Consider the following 19,764-nt stretch of genomic DNA (forward strand, 5'->3'; position numbering starts at 1 on the left):
ACTGCAATGCCAAGAGCGAATGAAATTAAAAAAGGTATGGTGCTGAATTACAACGGCAAACTGCTGATTGTTAAAAATATTGATATTCAGTCGCCAAGCGCCCGTGGCGCAGCAACGCTGTACAAAATGCGTTTTTCCGACGTGCGTACCGGCCTGAAAGTAGAAGAGCGTTTTAAGGGCGACGACATCGTCGATACCGTGACCCTGACCCGTCGTTTCGTTGACTTCTCCTACGTCGATGGCAACGAATACGTGTTCATGGATAAAGAAGACTATACCCCGTATACCTTCACCAAAGAGCAGATCGAAGAAGAGCTGCAGTTTATCCCTGAAGGCGGCATGCCGGATATGCAGGTTCTGACCTGGGATGGCCAGCTGTTGGCGCTGGAACTGCCGCAGACCGTTGACCTGGAAATCGTAGAAACCGCGCCGGGCATTAAAGGCGCCTCCGCCAGCTCGCGCACCAAACCGGCCACCATGAGCACCGGGCTGGTGATTCAGGTTCCGGAATACCTGACCAGCGGCGAGAAAATCCGCATTCATATCGAAGAGTGCCGCTATATGGGCCGCGCGGACTAACCTACCGCCTCTGACGGTTGCCCTGCCCAGCGTCGCGCAGGCCGGACTCTTCCCGGATAGCGACGCTGCGCGCCTTATCCGGGCTACACAACCCGCGACGTTCGGTAGTTCGGTAGCCCGGCTAAGCGTAGCGCAGGCCGGGGAATGTCCCGGATGGCGGCGCTGCGCTCCTTATCCAGGCTACTCGCTGCCAGTATCTGGCACAAAAAAGGACAACCACCGGTTGTCCTTTTTCTTTACCCTACACCCCGATTACAGCAGCTCAGGGTATTTGGTCATCTTCAGCGCCAGCTCAACGCCTCGCACTTCCGCCATGCCTTTCAGGCGGCCAATCGCCGAATAACCGGGATTAGTTTTCTTACGCAGATCGTCAAGCATCTGATGGCCGTGATCCGGACGGAACGGAATCGGGCGCAGATCGCCGGCTTTCTTACGACGCAGCTCTTCGCTGAGGATCGCATTGACCACCGCCACCATATTGACGTCGCCATTCAGATGCGCCGCCTCGTGGAAGGTTTTAGGATTCTCTTCACGGCAGGTAGAACGCAAATGGGTAAAGTGGATACGATCGCCGAAGGTTTCCACCATCTTCACCAGATCGTTATCGGCGCGCACGCCGTAGGATCCGGTACACATGGTAAAGCCGTTATAAATGCTGTCTACCGTCTCTTTCAACCACTGCATATCGTCGATCGTCGACACGATACGCGGCAGGCCGAGGATCGGACGCGGCGGATCGTCCGGGTGAACCGCCAGACGCACGCCGACTTCTTCGCACACCGGCACAATCGCCCGCAGGAAGTAAGCCATGTTCTCACGCAGCTGCGCTTTATCGATGTGGTCATACTCCGCCAGACGAGCGCGGAACTGATCGAGGGTATAGCCCTCTTCCGCTCCCGGCAGGCCAGCGATGATATTGCGGGTCAGCTTGTCGATATCCGCCTCGCTCATCGCCTTAAAGTAAACTTCAGCCTGCTGCTGTTCTTCAGCGCTGTAGTCAGCTTCGGCGCCCGGACGTTTAAGGATGTGCAGTTCAAAAGCGGCGAAAGCAATCTGGTCAAAACGCAGCGCTTTGGAGCCATCGGCCAGCTGATATTCCAGATCGGTACGCGTCCAGTCCAGAATCGGCATGAAGTTATAGCACACGGTATCAATACCGCAGGCCGCCAGATTGCGGATGCTCTGCTGGTAGTTGGCAATCCACGTCTCATATTGCCCGCTGTGGGTTTTGATATCTTCATGAACCGGGATACTTTCAACCACCGACCAGCTCAGGCCTTTTTCCGCTAGCAGCGCTAAACGCTGCTGAATCTCTTCAACCGGCCAGACCTGACCATTAGGAATGTGATGCAACGCGGTCACGACGCCCGTGGCGCCCGCCTGGCGCACATCATCAAGCGATACCGGATCGTTCGGTCCATACCAACGCCAGGTTTGCTCCATCGCAATGCCCTCTTTAAGTTGTTATACCAATAATGTGAAACCTTATGGCGACTACCATACATGCTTCTGCTGAATGGTCAATTTCGCCCGTATCATTGATTGATCCAGCTCACACTAAGCGGATAAATTCGGCTTACCAATTTAAATTGCTGTCATATAACTTTACACTACCTCATGTTAATCATTGGTTAATCAGGTGTATAAAAATGACAACTATCGCTACCGCCGCGCTACCCGCAAGCGTACAACTTCCGCAGTACGATCGCCGCCAATTGCGCTCGCGTATCGTACATTTGGGTTTTGGCGCGTTTCACCGCGCGCATCAGGCGCTGCTGACCGACCGGGTACTTAACGCCAGCGGCGGCGACTGGGGAATTTGTGAAATCAGCCTGTTCAGCGGCGATAAGCTGATGAGCCAACTGCGTGCGCAGGACCACCTGTTTACGGTGCTGGAAAAAGGCGCTGAGGGGAACCAGCCGATCGTGGTTGGCGCAGTACATGAATGCCTGAATGCCAGACTGGATTCTCTGGCAGCGATTATCGAAAAATTTTGCGAACCGCAGGTGGCTATCGTTTCGCTGACGATCACCGAGAAAGGTTATTGCATCGATCCGGCGACCGGTAAACTGGATCCAACCCAGCCGCGCATCGTTAACGATCTGGAAAACCCGACGCTGCCGCAGTCGGCTCCCGGTATTTTAGTTGAAGCGCTCAATCGCCGCCGCGAACGCGGACTCGCCCCTTTTACCGTTCTCTCCTGCGACAATATTCCCGACAATGGTCACGTCGTGAAAAACGCCGTCCTCGGTATGGCGGAGAAACGAAGCCAGGAGTTGGCAAGCTGGATTGCTGAACATGTCAGCTTCCCCGGCACCATGGTTGACCGCATCGTCCCGGCCGCCACCGAAGAATCTTTGGCGGAGATTGCCTCCGTGCTGGGCGTTGAAGATCCCTGCGCCATCAGCTGCGAACCGTTTATTCAATGGGTGGTGGAAGACAATTTTGTCGCCGGACGCCCGGCCTGGGAAACGGCGGGGGTACAGATGACCCGCGACGTCCTGCCGTGGGAACAAATGAAACTACGGATGCTCAACGGTAGCCACTCCTTCCTCGCCTGGCTGGGCTACCTGGCGGGGCACGCGCACGTTAGCGACTGCATGCAGGATGATGTTTTCCGCCATGCCGCCCGCCGCCTGATGCTGGATGAACAAGCGCCAACGCTATCGATTACCGGCGTGGACTTAGTCGCCTATGCCGACAGCCTGATAACGCGCTTCGCCAATCCGGCGTTAAAGCATCGTACCTGGCAAATCGCCATGGACGGCAGCCAAAAGCTGCCGCAGAGGATGCTCGATAGTATTCGCGTTCATCTGGCAAACGGCAGCCGCTGGCCGCTGCTGGCGCTGGGCGTGGCTGGCTGGATGCGTTATGTAAGCGGCGTCGACGACGCCGGGCAGGCCATTGACGTGCGCGACCCGCTGGTCGACAAAATCAAACAGTTGGTCGCTACCAGCCAGCCGGACGAGCGCGTCAGCGCCCTGCTTAACCTGCAGGAAATATTTGGTCAGGACCTGCCGGGCAACCCACTGTTTGTCGAGGAAATCACTTCAGCCTGGCATCAACTGGCTAAATCGGGTGCCTGCGAAGCCGTGGCTACCGCGCTGCGTAATTAACAATTTCTGCTGTTTAGCGGACAGAATGCTTTTCTGTCCGCAGTAACCCTTCTCTTTTCCCCTTTTTTTCGTCAGGATAGTCGCAACTGTTACAACATTACATTTCTATGCTGGAGAAATTGTGACCAAAACTAACCTGATCACGGGCTTTCTCGGCAGCGGCAAAACGACCTCGATTCTTCATTTACTGGCCCACAAGCCTGCAAATGAAAAATGGGCCGTGCTGGTCAACGAGTTCGGCGAAATCGGCATCGACGGCGCCCTGCTGGCGGAAAGCGGCGCGTTGCTAAAAGAGATCCCCGGCGGCTGCATGTGCTGTGTCAACGGTCTGCCGATGCAGGTTGGGCTCAATACGCTGCTGCGTCAGGGAAAGCCGGATCGTCTGCTGATTGAGCCAACCGGACTGGGCCATCCGAAGCAAATTCTCGATATCCTCACCGCTGCCGTCTATGAACCCTGGATCGATCTGCGCGCGACGCTGTGCATCCTGGATCCGCGCCAGCTGTTGGAAGAGAAGATCGTCGCTAATGAGAATTTCCGCGACCAACTGGCCGCCGCCGACGTGATCGTGGCTAATAAAAGCGACCGTGCGACGCCGGAAAGCGATGCCGCTTTTGCCAACTGGTGGCAACAGTACGCCGGCGAGCGCCTGCAGGTGACCGCCACCCAGGGCAATATCGATCGCGCGCTGCTGGATCTGCCGCGCCGTAACACCGCGCCGCTGCCGGCAAGCCCGGACCACGTGCACAGTCACGTACAAAAGCAGGGTTTGGCGGCGTTAAATCTACCGGCGCATCAACGCTGGCGTCGCAGTGTTAACAGCGGCCAGGGATACCATGCCTGCGGCTGGATTTTTGATGCTGATACCCAATTTGACACCGTTGGGTTGCTGGAATGGGCGCGCCTGGCGCCGGTTGGCCGGGTGAAAGGCGTGATGCGTATCGCTGAAGGATTGGTGCGAATCAACCGCCAGGGACTCGATCTGCACATCGAAACCCAAAACGCGCCGCCGCCGGATAGCCGCATCGAACTGATTTCCGAGTCAGAAGTTGACTGGAATGCCCTGCAGTCCTCGCTGTTGAAGCTTCGTTTAAGTTAATGCGGCTATTTTTGGCCGCTGTTTAAAAAAATCGCATTCGTTATGACTAAAAACCGTATACCCCTAATCTTGCTGCTGAACGCCGCGGGCGTGGCCTTATTTTGTTCCTGGTATCTACCGGCAAACCACGGTTTCTGGTTCCCGCTTGACTCGGCTATTTTTCACTTCTTTAACCAGGGCGTGAGCACCAACCACGCGTATGCCTGGCTGTTAGCCATCATCAACAATCGCGCTTTCGACGCCTGCTCGCTGCTGGCGATGGGCTGTCTGATGCTCAATTTTTGGATCAAAGCGCAGAGCGCTGAACGCCGCCGCATTATCCTTATGGGGCTGGTGATGTTGCTCGCGGCGGTGATTATCAATCAACTTGCCCAGCATTTGATGCCGGTACAGCGCGCCAGCCCTTCGTTGTTCTTTACCGATATTACGAAAGTCAGCGACATGGTCTCACTGCCAACCAAAGACGCTTCAAAAGATAGCTTTCCGGGCGACCACGGCATGATGTTGCTCATTTTCGCCTCGTTTATGTGGCGATATTTCGGCCGCCGGGCATTTATCATTGCACTGGTTATTTTTGTGGTTTTTGCTTTCCCGCGAGTGATGATCGGCGCCCATTGGTTCACCGATATTGCCGTAGGTTCGCTCAGCGCGGTGCTGATAGGCGCGCCGTGGGTATTAATGACCTCGCTTTCCGATAAGTTGATCGCCTGGTTTGACCGTTCGCTTCCGGGTGGAATAGCAAAAAAATAAGATCATTTTTACATTTTATTAATATTATCCATAAGGGGTCGTTCTGACCCCTTTTTTTATATTTGCTGATGATTTATTCGCGACATCATCTTCCTGTCACATTAATCATCATTGAAATGAAGATATTGCATATTTTTCAGCCAAAAAAGGCGCTATTTTCCCCTTTGCCGATGATTCACTTTTTGTCGCAAAAATACTTATAAGAAATCGCGCAAAACCGCTCGCCATCCCACGTTTGATAGGGTAATCTCTTTCTCGTTTTGCCTTCCCAAGCAACACAATTCATCATCTGAATAAAAATGTGCGGTACTCCACATTTTTAGGCTTAAGGAATTGTCTCATTGCTTTCTGGAATCTAGGCTCTACCACGTTTGGCATTTTTTATAACGACATTGTCGTTAAGGACAACAAGGGAAAATAAACATAATGGTCAAATCTCAGCCGATTTTGAGATATATCTTGCGGGTCGTCCCCGCGATTGCAGTTGCGGTTCTGCTTTCCGCGTGTAGTTCAACAAGTACCGCCAAGAATATGCATTCTGAGACGCATGCTGTGGGTAGTGGAGATTTATCATCACTGCAAGCCTCTCAGGATGAATTTGAAAAAATGGTCAGCAACCTGGACGTGAAGTCCCGCTTGATGGACCAGTATGCTAGCTGGAAAGGCGTGCGTTACCGCCTTGGCGGCAGCACCCGGAAAGGGATCGATTGCTCGGCGTTCGTGCAGCGTACTTTCCGTGAACAATTTGGTCTGGAACTGCCACGCTCAACTTCCGAGCAGCAGGATTCCGGCAAATCGATTTCGCGCACTCAACTGCGTACCGGTGATTTAGTGCTGTTCCGTGCTGGCTCTACGGGCCGTCATGTTGGTATCTACATCGGCAACAACCAGTTTGTACATGCCTCTACCAGCAGCGGCGTCACCATCTCAAGCCTGGATGAGCCATACTGGAAAAAGCGCTATAACGAAGCGCGTCGCGTTCTGAGTCGTTCCTGATCCTTCTTCTTACCGTCGGTTATCCCTTGGCTGACGGTGAGAAATGAAAAAACACTGCCCCGGCAGTGTTTTTTTTGCTTTTCCGCCGATGAACTCCGCAAAATAAGCTATGTCTTTACAAGCTATGCCTTTTAAAGGAAATGGAACCATACTCTTCTGGCACCCCATTGGCATGATTCAATAATACGGACAGATTCTGGCCTATGCTAACCCGCTACTTTTCACCCCGACGTAAAATCTGGCTTACCAGTATTTGCATTGGCATTGCCGTCGCGCTACTGGCCGGCAGCATCCAGTTTATGGTTATCTACCACAACCGCTCTGAACGTTTCGATCAGATAATCAATAACGTCAGTCACTACCTTAATAGTTATTTCGCCGATTTAAGCGAAACCATCGATGGCCTGCAGCCTCTGCTCGATCAGCCCTGCGAGCATGTTGACTCCGGACTGGCCGCCAGCGCCGCCTTTAGTCCGAACGTACGCGCCTTCCTGCTGGTGAAAAACGGTAAAGCGTTCTGTTCATCCGCCACCGGCGCAATGAACACACCGTTTAAACAATTGATACCGCAGCTTGATACAAATAAAGCCCTGGATATGGCCATCCTCCAGGGCACACCGATGATGCCGGACACCGCCGCGTTGGCAATGTGGGTGCAACGTCCCGGCGATCGAGACAGCGGCATTTTTGTATCCATCAATGCTAATCTGACGCCTTATATCCTCTATACCGCACGGCAGAATGACTTCAACGGTATTGCGCTGGCCATCGGCCATACTGCAATTTCTACCTTCAGCAGCAAAATTATCGACCCGCTATCATTGCCCAATGAGCCGATACGCCAGATTCAGGTTCCGGGGCTACCGCTAAAAGTGTATCTCTTTTCCAACAGCTGGCTTGGCGAGAATACCCAGTTCGCCCTGCTGCTTGGCGTGGTATGCGGTATGCTCGCAGGCTTACTCAGCTACTACATTTTGACGATCAAATCCGATCCGCGGAAATCAATCCAGCTGGGGATCAAAAACAACCAGTTCTACGTGGTCTACCAGCCGGTTGTAAGAGCCGACACCCTGCAGATTAGCGGCGTTGAAGTGCTGATGCGCTGGCGGCATCCGGTGGTTGGCGAGATCCCGCCAGACGTCTTTATTAATCTGGCGGAAACGCAGCAAATGATCGTGCCGCTTACCCATCACCTGTTAATGTTGATCGCCCGCGACGCGCCGACTCTGCAGCGTATTTTGCCGCGCGGTACCAAGCTTGGCCTGAATATCTCGCCCACCCACCTGCATGCCGCCGATTTTCAGCAAGATATGCAACGTTTTGCCGCCGCGTTACCCGCAAACTACTTCGACGTCGTGCTGGAAATAACCGAACGCTCGATGATCGATAAAAACCAGTCGATGGCCATTTTTGAGTGGCTGCATCAGCAGGGCTTCGAAATTGCTATTGATGATTTTGGTACCGGCCACAGCGCGCTGATTTATCTGGAGCGCTATAACTTTGATTATCTGAAGATCGATCGTGGTTTTGTACAGGCGATCGGTACCGAAACCGTCACCTCTCCCGTCCTGGATGCGGTCTTAACGCTAAGCCGCCGTCTGCAGCTGAAAACCGTGGCTGAAGGCGTAGAAACGCCGGAGCAGGCGGAATGGCTGCGCGCTCACGGCGTGAAATATCTACAAGGTTACTGCTTCAGCCGCCCGCTGCCGCTGGAGAAACTGGTTGCCGCCCATGATGAGCCGGCAAATTATTTCACAAGCCGCTGAGGGTCGCTTATGATGCGAAACTACCGGGGTTAATGGTCAGAGGATGATATTTCAACTATGTTTGCGCGCATCGGCCTGCTGCTGCTGGCTTTATTTAGCCTTAGTAGCCAGGCGCAAACCATTAAAGAGAGCGAGGCGTTCGCTATTATCGGCGAGCCAAAGTATGCCGTTGACTTTCATCACTTCGATTACGTCAACCCGGACGCGCCGAAAGGCGGCAGTATTACGCTTGCCGCCATTGGCACCTTTGACAATTTCAACCGCTACGCCCTGCGCGGTAATCCCGGCGTACGTACCGATGCGCTGTATGACACTCTGTTTACCACCTCGGACGATGAACCGGGCAGCTACTACCCGCTGATTGCCGATCGCGCGCGCTTTACTGATGATTTCTCGTGGATGGAAATTACCCTCAACCCGCGAGCCCGCTTTCATGACGGTAGCCCGATTACCGCCAGCGACGTTGCTTTCACCTTCCACAAATTTATGACCGAAGGGGTGCCGCAGTTTCGTCTTATCTATAAAGGAACGACCGTCAAAGCCATCGCCCCGCTGACGGTGCGCATTGAACTGGCCAAGCCGGGCAAAGAAAATATGCTCAGCCTGCTGTCCTTGCCGGTAATGCCCGCGTCATTCTGGCGCCATCATAAACTGAGCGATCCCCTTTCAACACCGCCGCTCGCCAGTGGCCCCTATCGCATCAGCAGTTGGCGGATGGGGCAATATATTGTCTATTCGCGAGTCGAGAACTACTGGGCCGCCGACCTGCCGGTGAACCGCGGACGCTGGAACTTCGACACGATTCGCTATGACTACTATCTCGACGATAACGTCGCTTTCGAAGCCTTCAAAGCCGGAGCGGTAGATATGCGCGAGGAGAGTTCGACAAAAAACTGGGCGACGCGCTATATCGGGCGCAACTTTAGCAACGGTTATATAGTGAAAGACGATCGCACGACTACCTCGGCAAAGGATACCCGCTGGCTGGCTTTTAATACTCAGTGCCCGGTCTTTGCCGACCGCCAGGTGCGTGAAGCCATCACCCTTGCATTTGATTTCGAATGGATGAATAAGGCGCTGTTTTACGGCGCCTACAGTCGGCCAAACAGTTACTTTCAGAATACAGAATATGCCGCTCGTGATTACCCGAAGGCCGATGAACTCACTTTGCTGGCGCCGTTGAAAAAAGATTTGCCGCCAGAGGTCTTTACCCGGATTTATCAGCCGCCCGTTTCCAACGGCAATGGTTTCGATCGCGCCAATTTACTTAAAGCAGATGCCCTGTTGAACCAGGCGGGATGGGTGCTAAAAAATCGTCAGCGCGTTAATGCCAAAACCGGCAAACCGCTGCGTTTTGAGCTGCTGCTCGCCTCCGGCGGCAACGTCAGTTGGGTACTACCGTTCCAGCATAATTTGCAGCGTTTAGGCGTGACGATGGATATCCGTCAGGTGGATAACTCCCAGGCCAACAGCCGACTGCGGAGCCGCGATTACGACATGATGCCCTCACTGTGGCGCGCCACCGCCTGGCCAGATACGGGTTTACAGGTTTCGTGGGCCTCGGACTATATTAACTCCAGCTATAACGCGCCGGGAGTGCAGAACCCGGCGGTCGACGCGTTGATTGCGCAGATCGTGCGCTGGCAGGGCAACAAACAGAAGCTTCTGCCGCTGGGCCGCGCGCTCGACCGGGTGCTGACCTGGAACTATTACATGCTGCCGATGTGGTATATGGCGCAGGACAGGACGGCCTACTGGAATAAGTTCTCCTTCCCGCAAACTCGCCCAACCTACTCCTCCGGTTTTGATGGCTGGTGGTACGATGTTAACAAAGCCGCCAGGCTTCCCGCGGACCGACGTTAAGGATTTAAGATGGGCGCCTACCTGCTCCGCCGACTATTACTGGTGATCCCGACACTCTGGGCCATCATCACCATCAATTTTTTTATCGTGCAGATTGCGCCAGGCGGTCCGGTCGATCAGGCGATCGCCGCCGTGGAGTTCGGCGACCGCAGCGGGTTGCCCGGCGCAGGAGATAGCGGTATGAGCGCCAGCCATGCGCGTACCGGCGTCGGCAATATCAGTGAAGGCCATTATCGCGGCGGACGTGGGCTCGATCCGGAAGTGATTGCCGAAATCACCCACCGCTACGGCTTCGATAAACCGATTCACGAACGCTACTTTAAGATGCTCGGCGACTATCTGCGTTTTGATTTTGGCGATAGCCTGTTTCGCAGCGCCTCGGTGCTGCAGTTAATTAAAGACAGCCTGCCGGTGTCTATTACCCTCGGCCTGTGGAGCACGCTGATTATCTACCTGGTGTCGATACCGCTGGGGATCCGTAAAGCCGTCAGTAACGGCAGCCATTTCGACGTCTGGAGCAGCACATTTATCATCATCGGTTACGCCATCCCGGCATTTCTGTTCGCGATATTACTGATCGTGATCTTCGCCGGCGGCAGCTATTTCGATCTTTTTCCGCTGCGCGGCCTGGTCTCCGCTAATTTTGATAGCCTGCCGTGGTATCAGAAGATCGCCGACTATCTCTGGCATATCACCTTACCAGTGCTGGCGACGGTGATTGGCGGTTTCGCCGCCCTGACGATGCTGACTAAAAACAGTTTCCTTGATGAAATCCGCAAGCAGTATGTGGTGACGGCCCGCGCTAAAGGCGTCGGGGAAAAACAGATCCTGTGGAAACACGTTTTCCGCAACGCCATGCTGCTGGTGATTGCCGGTTTTCCCGCCACTTTTATCAGCATGTTCTTTACCGGTTCGCTGCTGATTGAGGTGATGTTCTCGCTCAATGGTCTTGGGCTGCTCGGCTACGAAGCCACCGTGTCGCGTGATTACCCGGTGATGTTCGGCACTCTGTATATCTTCACGTTAATCGGCCTGTTATTAAACATTGTCAGCGACATCAGCTATACGCTGGTCGATCCGCGTATCGATTTCGAGGGCCGCTAATGTCATTTCTCTCCCCCGTTAATCAGGCTCGCTGGGCGCGTTTTCGCCACAATCGCCGCGGCTACTGGTCGCTATGGATCTTCCTGGCGCTGTTTATTTGTAGCCTGTGCGCCGAGCTTATCGCCAACGATAAGCCACTGCTGGTGCAGTATCGCGGCAGTTTGTACGTACCGGCGCTGAAAACCTATAGCGAAACAACCTTCGGCGGTGATTTTGCCACCGCCGCCGACTATCAGGATCCCTGGCTGCAAAAACGGCTAGCGGAAAACGGCTGGGTGCTGTGGGCTCCGGTACGTTTCGGCGCCACCAGCATCAATTTCGCCACCGACAGCCCCTTCCCTTCGCCGCCGTCCCGGCACAACTGGCTGGGTACCGACGCTAACGGCGGCGATGTATTCGCGCGGATCCTCTATGGCGCGCGGATCTCATTATTATTCGGCCTGCTGCTGACGCTCTTTTCCAGCGTGCTTGGCGTACTTGCCGGGGCGCTACAGGGCTATTACGGCGGGAAGCTCGACCTGTGGGGGCAGCGTTTTATCGAAGTATGGTCCGGAATGCCGACGCTATTTTTAATTATTCTGCTCTCAAGCGTGGTGCAACCTGATTTCTGGTGGCTGCTGGCGATCACCGTTTTATTTGGCTGGATGACGCTGGTCGGGGTGGTTCGCGCCGAATTCCTGCGCACTCGTAACTACGATTATATTCGCGCCGCACAGGCGCTGGGGGTCAGCGATCGCCATATTATCCTGCGCCATATGCTGCCGAATGCGATGGTCGCCACCCTCACCTTCCTGCCGTTTATTTTGTGCAGTTCGATAACCACTCTGACCTCGCTCGATTTTCTCGGCTTTGGCCTGCCGCTAGGCTCGCCGTCGCTGGGCGAACTGCTACTGCAGGGGAAAAATAACCTGCAGGCGCCGTGGCTGGGGATGGCGGCATTTTTGTCGGTGGCGGTGCTGCTGACGTTGCTGATTTTTATCGGCGAAGCGGTCCGCGACGCCTTCGATCCGAGTAAGGCGGTATAACATGAGCCAGCCGTTATTAGACATTGACGACCTCTCTATCGCCTTCCGCCAGCAGGGAGCAAGCCAGACGGTCGTCAGCAACCTGACGCTGCGGATTGCCGCGGGTGAAACGCTGGCGTTGGTCGGTGAATCCGGCTCCGGCAAGAGCGTCTCCGCGCTGTCGGTACTGCGCCTCCTGCCCTCGCCGCCGGTCAGCTATCCCAGCGGCGATATTCGCTTTCACGGTCAATCATTGCTGCACGCCGATGAACGAACCCTGCGCGGGATCCGCGGCAACCGCATCGCGATGATTTTCCAGGAGCCGATGGTGTCGCTCAATCCGCTGCATAATCTGGAGAAACAGCTGTACGAGGTGCTTTCGCTGCACCGCGGCATGCGCAAAGAGGCGGCGCGCGGCGAAATCCTCGACTGTCTGGAGCGGGTTGGGATCCGTAATGCTTCACGGCGGCTTGCCGACTATCCGCACCAGCTTTCCGGCGGCGAACGCCAACGGGTAATGATCGCCATGGCGCTGCTGACGCGCCCGGAGCTGCTCATTGCCGATGAACCGACCACCGCGCTGGACGTCTCGGTACAGGCGCAGATTCTGCAACTGCTGCGCGAACTGAAGCATGAGCTCAACATGGGGATGTTGTTCATCACCCACAATCTGAGTATTGTCCGCCAGCTTGCCGACCAGGTGGCGGTGATGCAAAACGGACGCTGCGTCGAACAAAACGGCTGCCGGGAGCTGTTTCAGGCGCCCGCGCATCCGTATACCCGCCGCCTGCTGGATAGCGAACCGACCGGCAAACCGGTGCCGCTGCCCGCCGACGCGCCCATCCTACTACAGGCCCGCGATCTCAATGTCGCCTTCCCTATCCGCAAAGGGATCCTGCGCCGGGTGGTCGATCACAATCGGGTGGTCAACCATCTGACTTTTACCTTGCGGGCCGGAGAAACGCTGGGGCTGGTGGGAGAGTCGGGTTCCGGAAAAAGCACCACCGGCCTGGCGCTGCTGCGGCTGATTAACTCCAGCGGAGAAATGCAGTTTGCCGGCGAGTCGATCCAGGGGCGAAATCGCCGCCAAATGCTGCCGCTGCGCCGACGCATTCAGGTCGTCTTTCAGGATCCGAATTCCTCGCTCAACCCGCGCCTGAGCGCCCTGCAGATTATCGAGGAAGGATTACGCGTTCACCAGCCGACGCTGACGCCCGCGGAACGTGAACACGCGGTAATTCAGGTAATGCAGGAAGTGGGACTCGACCCCGCGACGCGACAGCGCTATCCGGCGGAATTCTCTGGCGGCCAGCGCCAGCGTATTGCCATTGCCCGGGCGCTGATCGTCAAACCGCAGCTGATTGTGTTAGATGAACCGACTTCATCGCTGGATAAAACCGTGCAGGCGCAGATCCTGGCGCTGCTGAAGACGCTACAGCAAAAGCATCAGCTGGCCTATCTGTTTATCAGCCATGATTTACGTGTTGTGCGGACGCTCTGTCATCAGGTGATAGTGCTGCGGCAGGGAGAAGTCGTCGAGCAGGGTGAATGCGAGCGCGTATTTACGGCACCGCGTCAGGAGTACACCCGCCAGCTGCTGGCGTTAAGCTGACGGTCAGAAGGGGTTGTTGCCAGAAAAAGGCTCGGCAATGGCCACGCCGAAATTTTTCAAACGACAGGTAGCGGCAAACTCATCCTGCATATTAACGAACAGGCACGGCTCGCCTTCACACTCGAGAATGGAACAATCCACTTCGATGTCGCTCAGCGCCTGGCTCAGCGTGCGCATCACCGGCCACGCTTTCTCGCCGTCCGGGCTGAGCAATTTTAATGCCACCAGGCTATTTTCGCCCTCAGCGCCGTTTTGCGGAATCGGTTCAACTCTTGAACCCGCAAAACCGGCCAGCCAGCGATAGCTCTGCGGCAGTCGGTGTACGATAGAGAGTTGCTGTGTATTCACTTGGTTTCCCCGGAAGCAAAAGGCTTCACAATAAATTTACATCAATATTAACACATTGTTGACAAATAGTCCTGCAACAGCTTAGAAAACGCTTACACCCGCATCGGGCCAGGGCTAACAGCTTATTATCCAGAACTTTATAGTTGCCTTGCGGAAACAGTTCGCGGCTATATGTACCCGTTTCTGTGATCCAAAACAACTTTTTTATCGCAACATTGCGACTTTTTACACTAATTGATTTTACATAAAAGAAACAAATAGCTAAACAGGGAAGCCGATTTCGGTTGATATGTATCAAAAAAGGGGCGGAAATCGCCCCTGAAAATGTGACTTAATGTGCGACTTTTCGTCGCCGGCTGGCGTACAGATAGAAGAGAATGGAGCTCGCGGCGCAAAAAGCGATAGAAATCAGCATCGGCCAGGCGGTGGTAAAAGTGGCCATCGACAGCAACGCGCCGATAATCGCGCCAATCCCAAAACGAAATGTTCCGGCCAACGACGATGCGGTTCCCGCCATATGCGGAAACTCGTCGAGGATCACCGCCATGGCGTTAGAGGAGACCATTGATACGCAGCCGACGAACGCCGCCACGCCCACCACCAGCGACCAGAAACCAACATCAAGTAGCGCGCACACCACCATCCACACCGCCATCGCCAGCTGGATCCACAGCCCGGCGCGGAACATGTTCAATGCGCCGACCCGGCGAACAAAGCGGCTGTTAATGATGGTCATGATGAACAGGAACACGATATTCAGCGCAAAATAGTAGCCAAAGTGCTGCGGCGACACGTGATTAATGTTGATGTAGACGAATGGACCCGCGCTGAGGAATGAAAACATGCCGGCGAAACTAAAGCCGCTGGCCAGCATATAGCTGAGCACCCGCTTGTGGCGAAACAAGGTGGCGAAGTTGCCAAGCGTGGTGCGAATATGAAATTTCTGCCGCCTTTCTACCGGCAGCGTCTCGCTAATAAAGAAAGCGATCATCGCCGATGCCAGCAGCGCAGCCAGCGCCAGGATCCAGAAAATCGCGTGCCAGCTGAACCACACCAGTACCGCGCCGCCGACCATCGGCGCCACCAGCGGCGCAATGGTGGTGACCAGCATGACAAACGACATCATGCGCGAGAACTCTTCTTTCGGGTAAATATCGCGCATCAGGGCGTTGATCACCACGCTGGCCGCCGCGGCCGCCAGGCCGTGGAAGAAACGCATAGTAATCAGCATCTCGATGGTCTGCGACAACGCGCAGGCCACCGCCGCCGCGGCGAATATCAGCGTCCCGCCGAGGATCACCGGTTTACGACCAACGCTGTCGGCCATCGGCCCGTATAGCAACTGCCCCAGCGCAAAGCCCAGAATATAGGTACTGAGCGTCATTTGCGCACTGCCGTCCGGCACGTTGAACTGCGACGAGATGACCGGCAGCGCCGGCAGATACATATCAATCGACAGCGGCATTAACATGGCCAACAGACCAAGAATAAACACAATCCCCAATGAAGAATTCTGCTTTGTCGTCACGTTTTACTCCGTGCTTGTGGGGCGCCAACGCTGGCGATTTCGTCCGCCGTCAGCGGACGGTATTCACCGGGCTCCAGCGACGCATCGAGGGTAATGTCGCCGATACGCTCGCGATGTAATCCCACGACGTGGTTACCCACCGCCGCGAACATGCGTTTTACCTGGTGGTAGCGGCCTTCGCTGATGGTCAGGCGCACTTCTGTCGGAGTGATGACTTCGAGGACAGCAGGTTTGGTGAGATCTTTTTCATTATGCAGCTGCACGCCTTTGGCAAACTGCTCGGCGACGCCCTCTTCCAGCGGGTTTTCCAGCTCCACCAGATAGGTTTTTTCGCAGTGATGGCGCGGCGAAGTAATGCGATGTGACCACTGCCCATCATCGGTCATCAGTACCAGACCGGTGGTGTCGATATCCAGACGCCCGGCGGCGTGCAGCTTATGGGCAACCGGCTCATCGAGGAAATAGAGGACCGTTGGATGATCGGGATCGTCTGTTGAACAGACATAACCCTGCGGCTTGTTGAGCATAAAGTAACGGGGGCCGTGCTGCTGGGTCAGCGTATTGCCGTCATATTCCACCTCGTGCTCCGGCTGGAGCTTAAAAGAGGCATCTTTCACAATGTCGCCGTCCACGGTAACGCGGCTACCGCGGATTTCACGCCCGGCAATAGCACGGCTGACGCCAAGCTGCTGAGCGATAAACTTATCAAGTCGCATGAGATTTTTTTAGCCTGTAATAATGCTGGAGCGGGCAATTCGCCCGAAAAAGAAGAATTCCATTGGTTAGTATAACGGGCTCTTAACACCACTCAAGGGAAAAGATTCATGGCATACTATTTGCGAGTTAATTAACCCCCGAGAATTGATGACTTTTACACTACGTCCCTACCAAAAAGAGGCCGTTGACGCCACGCTCGCCTGGTTCCGCCGTCACCATGAGCCCGCCGCCATCGTACTGCCGACCGGCGCCGGCAAAAGCCTGGTGATCGCCGAACTGGCGCGGCTGGCGCGCGGACGCGTACTGGTTCTGGCCCACGTTAAAGAACTGGTGGCGCAGAATCACAGTAAATACTGTGCGCTTGGGCTGGAAGCGGATATTTTCGCCGCCGGTCTGCAGCGTAAGGAGAGCCAGGGCAAGGTGGTCTTCGGCAGCGTGCAGTCGGTGGCGCGTAATCTTGAGCAGTTTCAAAGCGAATTCTCCTTACTGATCGTCGATGAGTGCCACCGTATCAGCGACGATGACGACAGCCAGTATCAGCAAATCATCAGCCACCTACGACAGGTGAACCCACAGCTCAGGCTGCTTGGCCTGACCGCCACCCCTTTCCGCCTGGGCAAGGGGTGGATCTATCAGTTCCACTATCACGGTATGGTACGCGGCGACGAGAAAGCGCTGTTCCGCGATTGCATCTACGAGCTGCCGCTGCGTTATATGATTAAGCACGGCTACCTGACGCCGCCTGAACGCCTCGATATGCCGGTGGTACAGTACGATTTCAGCCGCCTGCAGGCGCAGAGCAATGGCCTGTTCAGCGAAGCTGACCTTAACCACGAGCTGAAAAAACAGCAGCGCATCACGCCGCATATCGTTAGCCAAATCGTTGAGTTTGCCGAAAGCCGTAAAGGCGTGATGATCTTCGCCGCGACCGTCGAGCATGCGCGGGAAATTACCGGCCTGCTGCCGCCCACGCAGGCGGCGCTGATTACCGGCGAAACGCCGGGGCCGGAGCGCGATCGCATCATCGAAGCTTTTAAAGCGCAGCAGTATCGCTATCTGGTGAATGTCGCGGTACTGACCACCGGCTTTGACGCGCCGCACGTCGATCTTATCGCGATTCTTCGGCCAACCGAGTCGGTAAGCCTTTACCAACAAATTGTTGGCCGCGGCCTACGTCTGGCGCCGGGCAAAACCGACTGTCTGATCCTCGACTATGCCGGTAATCCTCACGACCTGTACGCGCCGGAAGTCGGCACGCCAAAAGGCAAAAGCGATAATGTCCCGGTGCAGGTCTTCTGCCCGGCCTGCGGTTTCGCCAATACTTTTTGGGGGAAAACCACCGCCGACGGCACGTTGATTGAGCATTTTGGCCGCCGCTGCCAGGGCTGGTTCGAAGACGATGACGGCCACCGCGAACAGTGCGACTTCCGCTTTCGTTTTAAAAACTGCCCGCAGTGCAACGCCGAGAATGACATTGCCGCCCGCCGCTGTCGCGAGTGCGATACTGTACTGGTCGACCCGGACGACATGCTGAAGGCGGCGCTGAAGCTTAAAGACGCGCTGGTGTTGCGCTGCAGCGGCATGGCGCTGCAGCATGGCGGCGACGAAAAAGGCCCGTGGCTAAAAATCACCTATTACGATGAGGACGGCGCCGATGTGAGTGAGCGCTTCCGTTTGCAAACGCCCGCACAGCGTACCGCCTTTGAGCAGTTGTTTATCCGCCCGCATACCCGTACGCCGGGGGTGCCGCTGCGCTGGATAACCCCGGCGGATATCATTGCCCAGCAGGCGCTACTGCGAAATCCGGACTTTGTCGTCGCCCGTATGAAGGGGCAATACTGGCAGGTGCGGGAAAAAGTGTTCGATTATCAGGGGCGTTTCCGTCGCGCCAATGAGCTACGTTAATCCGCCAAAAACTGAGGTTTTGATTGCCGCTATGCCGATAGGCGGCTATAATGCCGCCCGCTTTTGCATTCGCAAAGCAGATAATCTGCCTGCTGCTGGGTCGCCTGTTGCAGGCTTTATATATAGAGAGACATCAATGTTTACTATCAACGCAGAAGTACGTAAAGAGCAGGGTAAGGGTGCGAGCCGCCGCCTGCGCGCAGCTAACAAGTTCCCGGCAATCATCTACGGTGGCGAAGCTGCTCCGGTTGCTATCGAACTGGACCACGACAAACTGTGGAACATGCAGGACAAAGCTGAGTTCTACGGCGAAGTTCTGACCCTGGTTGTCGATGGCAAAGAAGAAAAAGTTAAAGTTCAGGCTGTTCAGCGTCACGCGTTCAAGCCGAAACTGACCCACATCGACTTCGTTCGCGCTTAATCGCCGATAGCAAGTTGTATGGCAAACGCCCTGGTGTCTTCTGACCCGGGGCGTTTTGTTATCTGCGCTGCCATAACCCTGGCGCGTCATCAACTATCTCTCCCAGCGCGCGGTGTTTATTCATTCCCGGCAACCACAGCATCACCATGGTAACGTTAAGCCCCTGATTACCGACCTCGGTAGCAATTTCAGCTACCCCCTGCCACTCGCCGGGCTGTAAATGATCGGGTAAAAACCCCCAGCCCTGCCCCTGCTCCATTGCGTGGCGCAACATGGTGATTTCATTCATATACAGCGTATGGCCGGATATCTGCAGCCGGCGGGCGATTTGATCGTCGCTACGCCGGTGCATCACTAACTGCGGGATGAGCGATAAATTCAGCAACGTCAGCGGCCTTGCGGCCTCAGCGAACAATCGCTGCGCGGCGTAAAAGCGTAAATCAACGGTACCCAGCGCCCGCCACTCCATTTCGCTACCCAGCGTACGATTATTCGCCTGGCAAATGGCCATATCCGCGACGCCATCGCCCAACGCCTGTTCGGCTTCGCGACGCGAGGCGCTCCAGCAGCTTAAACGGATCTGCCGCCGGGCAAGCGTATCGGCCAGCAAACGGAGGAATTCACGCGGCACGAAGGGATCGTACACCAGGCGTAACTCCTGCCAGGCCGTTTGCGGCAGCGTTTGCGCAAAAGACTCGAAAGCCTGCGCCTGACGCAACAACAAATGCGCCTGGCGAAAAAGCTGCTCGCCCTCGGCGGTTAAAGTCAGGCTACGCCCTTCACGGCTGAATAGCCGGTAGCCCAAGGCATCTTCCAGGTAATCCAGCAGATCGCGAAGCGTCGTACGGTCTTTCCCTAAACGGATCGCCGCCCGCGACAGGCTGCCGGTCTCAGCAATTGTCGCGAAGGCTTCAATCTGTGCAAAAGAATACTGCAGGGTTTTCATCCTTCTCTCC

At 55.4% G+C, this 19,764-nt stretch carries 17 protein-coding genes; 12 read left to right on the forward strand and 5 right to left on the reverse strand.

What is annotated here, in order from left to right; all coding sequences use genetic code 11:
- Window positions 1-6 precede the first annotated feature (6 nt).
- Window positions 7-579 carry an elongation factor P-like protein YeiP gene (yeiP, locus tag PGR29_RS06205; protein WP_015365690.1) on the forward strand — a complete coding sequence of 191 codons (573 nt, stop codon included), beginning with the start codon at window positions 7-9 and terminating at the stop codon, window positions 577-579.
- Between the two features lie 252 nt (window positions 580-831).
- Here yeiP and uxuA read toward each other — a convergent pair whose 3' ends face one another.
- Window positions 832-2,022, reverse strand: coding sequence for a mannonate dehydratase (gene uxuA, locus PGR29_RS06210; RefSeq protein WP_213794373.1), 1,191 nt, complete (start codon window positions 2,020-2,022; stop codon window positions 832-834).
- A 206-nt stretch (window positions 2,023-2,228) separates the two neighbouring features.
- Here uxuA and PGR29_RS06215 point away from each other — a divergent pair, with 206 nt between their 5' ends.
- The 9 genes from PGR29_RS06215 (at window position 2,229) to yejF (ending at window position 13,889) form a co-directional block, all read left to right on the forward strand.
- On the forward strand, window positions 2,229-3,695 hold the full coding sequence (locus PGR29_RS06215) for a mannitol dehydrogenase family protein (RefSeq protein ID WP_316424251.1): 1,467 nt from the start codon (window positions 2,229-2,231) through the stop codon (window positions 3,693-3,695).
- 121 nt (window positions 3,696-3,816) lie between these two features.
- The gene (locus PGR29_RS06220; RefSeq protein WP_316424252.1) at window positions 3,817-4,794 is read left to right on the forward strand and encodes a CobW family GTP-binding protein; all 978 of its coding nucleotides are present in this window, start codon (window positions 3,817-3,819) and stop codon (window positions 4,792-4,794) included.
- Window positions 4,795-4,836: 42 nt separating this feature from the next.
- On the forward strand, window positions 4,837-5,544 hold the full coding sequence (locus PGR29_RS06225; protein WP_213316962.1) for a phosphatase PAP2 family protein: 708 nt from the start codon (window positions 4,837-4,839) through the stop codon (window positions 5,542-5,544).
- A gap of 426 nt (window positions 5,545-5,970) precedes the next feature.
- On the forward strand, window positions 5,971-6,540 hold the full coding sequence (gene mepS, locus PGR29_RS06230; protein ID WP_047043201.1) for a bifunctional murein DD-endopeptidase/murein LD-carboxypeptidase: 570 nt from the start codon (window positions 5,971-5,973) through the stop codon (window positions 6,538-6,540).
- Window positions 6,541-6,743: 203 nt separating this feature from the next.
- Window positions 6,744-8,306 (forward strand): cyclic di-GMP phosphodiesterase, encoded by a 1,563-nt coding sequence (locus PGR29_RS06235; RefSeq protein WP_316424253.1) that lies wholly within the window; start codon window positions 6,744-6,746, stop codon window positions 8,304-8,306.
- A 57-nt stretch (window positions 8,307-8,363) separates the two neighbouring features.
- The gene (locus tag PGR29_RS06240) at window positions 8,364-10,169 is read left to right on the forward strand and encodes an extracellular solute-binding protein (RefSeq protein WP_316424255.1); all 1,806 of its coding nucleotides are present in this window, start codon (window positions 8,364-8,366) and stop codon (window positions 10,167-10,169) included.
- Between the two features lie 9 nt (window positions 10,170-10,178).
- Window positions 10,179-11,273, forward strand: coding sequence for a microcin C ABC transporter permease YejB (locus PGR29_RS06245; protein WP_316424256.1), 1,095 nt, complete (start codon window positions 10,179-10,181; stop codon window positions 11,271-11,273).
- Window positions 11,273-12,298: a microcin C ABC transporter permease gene (locus PGR29_RS06250; protein ID WP_047043209.1), complete on the forward strand. Its 1,026-nt coding sequence runs from the start codon at window positions 11,273-11,275 to the stop codon at window positions 12,296-12,298. Before PGR29_RS06245 ends, PGR29_RS06250 begins: the two co-directional genes overlap by 1 nt.
- A 1-nt stretch (window position 12,299) precedes the next feature.
- Window positions 12,300-13,889 (forward strand): microcin C ABC transporter ATP-binding protein YejF, encoded by a 1,590-nt coding sequence (gene yejF / locus PGR29_RS06255; protein ID WP_316424257.1) that lies wholly within the window; start codon window positions 12,300-12,302, stop codon window positions 13,887-13,889.
- Window positions 13,890-13,892: 3 nt separating this feature from the next.
- Here the strand turns inward: yejF and PGR29_RS06260 are convergent, their stop codons facing one another.
- The 3 genes from PGR29_RS06260 to rsuA form a co-directional block, all read right to left on the reverse strand.
- On the reverse strand, window positions 13,893-14,237 hold the full coding sequence (locus PGR29_RS06260; RefSeq protein ID WP_015365678.1) for a YejG family protein: 345 nt from the start codon (window positions 14,235-14,237) through the stop codon (window positions 13,893-13,895).
- Window positions 14,238-14,568: 331 nt separating this feature from the next.
- Complete coding sequence (locus PGR29_RS06265) at window positions 14,569-15,765, reverse strand: Bcr/CflA family multidrug efflux MFS transporter (protein WP_087860143.1); 1,197 nt, start codon at window positions 15,763-15,765, stop codon at window positions 14,569-14,571.
- A complete protein-coding gene (gene rsuA / locus PGR29_RS06270) occupies window positions 15,762-16,481 on the reverse strand; it encodes a 16S rRNA pseudouridine(516) synthase RsuA (RefSeq protein ID WP_047043216.1) in 720 nt (239 codons plus the stop codon). Before rsuA ends, PGR29_RS06265 begins: the two co-directional genes overlap by 4 nt.
- Window positions 16,482-16,629: 148 nt before the next feature.
- On the opposite strand from rsuA, the gene PGR29_RS06275 reads away from it, so the two are divergent.
- Both PGR29_RS06275 and rplY read left to right on the forward strand, forming a co-directional pair.
- Window positions 16,630-18,387, forward strand: a complete 1,758-nt coding sequence (locus PGR29_RS06275) for a DEAD/DEAH box helicase (RefSeq protein ID WP_316424258.1) — start codon at window positions 16,630-16,632, stop codon at window positions 18,385-18,387.
- A 136-nt stretch (window positions 18,388-18,523) separates the two neighbouring features.
- Complete coding sequence (gene rplY / locus PGR29_RS06280; RefSeq protein ID WP_015365674.1) at window positions 18,524-18,808, forward strand: 50S ribosomal protein L25; 285 nt, start codon at window positions 18,524-18,526, stop codon at window positions 18,806-18,808.
- 58 nt (window positions 18,809-18,866) lie between these two features.
- Here the strand turns inward: rplY and PGR29_RS06285 are convergent, their stop codons facing one another.
- The gene (locus tag PGR29_RS06285) at window positions 18,867-19,754 is read right to left on the reverse strand and encodes a LysR family transcriptional regulator (protein WP_316424259.1); all 888 of its coding nucleotides are present in this window, start codon (window positions 19,752-19,754) and stop codon (window positions 18,867-18,869) included.
- Between the last annotated feature and the right edge of the window lie 10 nt (window positions 19,755-19,764).

This window comes from Klebsiella sp. 141203, from assembly GCF_032601985.1.
Lineage (GTDB): Bacteria > Pseudomonadota > Gammaproteobacteria > Enterobacterales > Enterobacteriaceae > Klebsiella > Klebsiella aerogenes.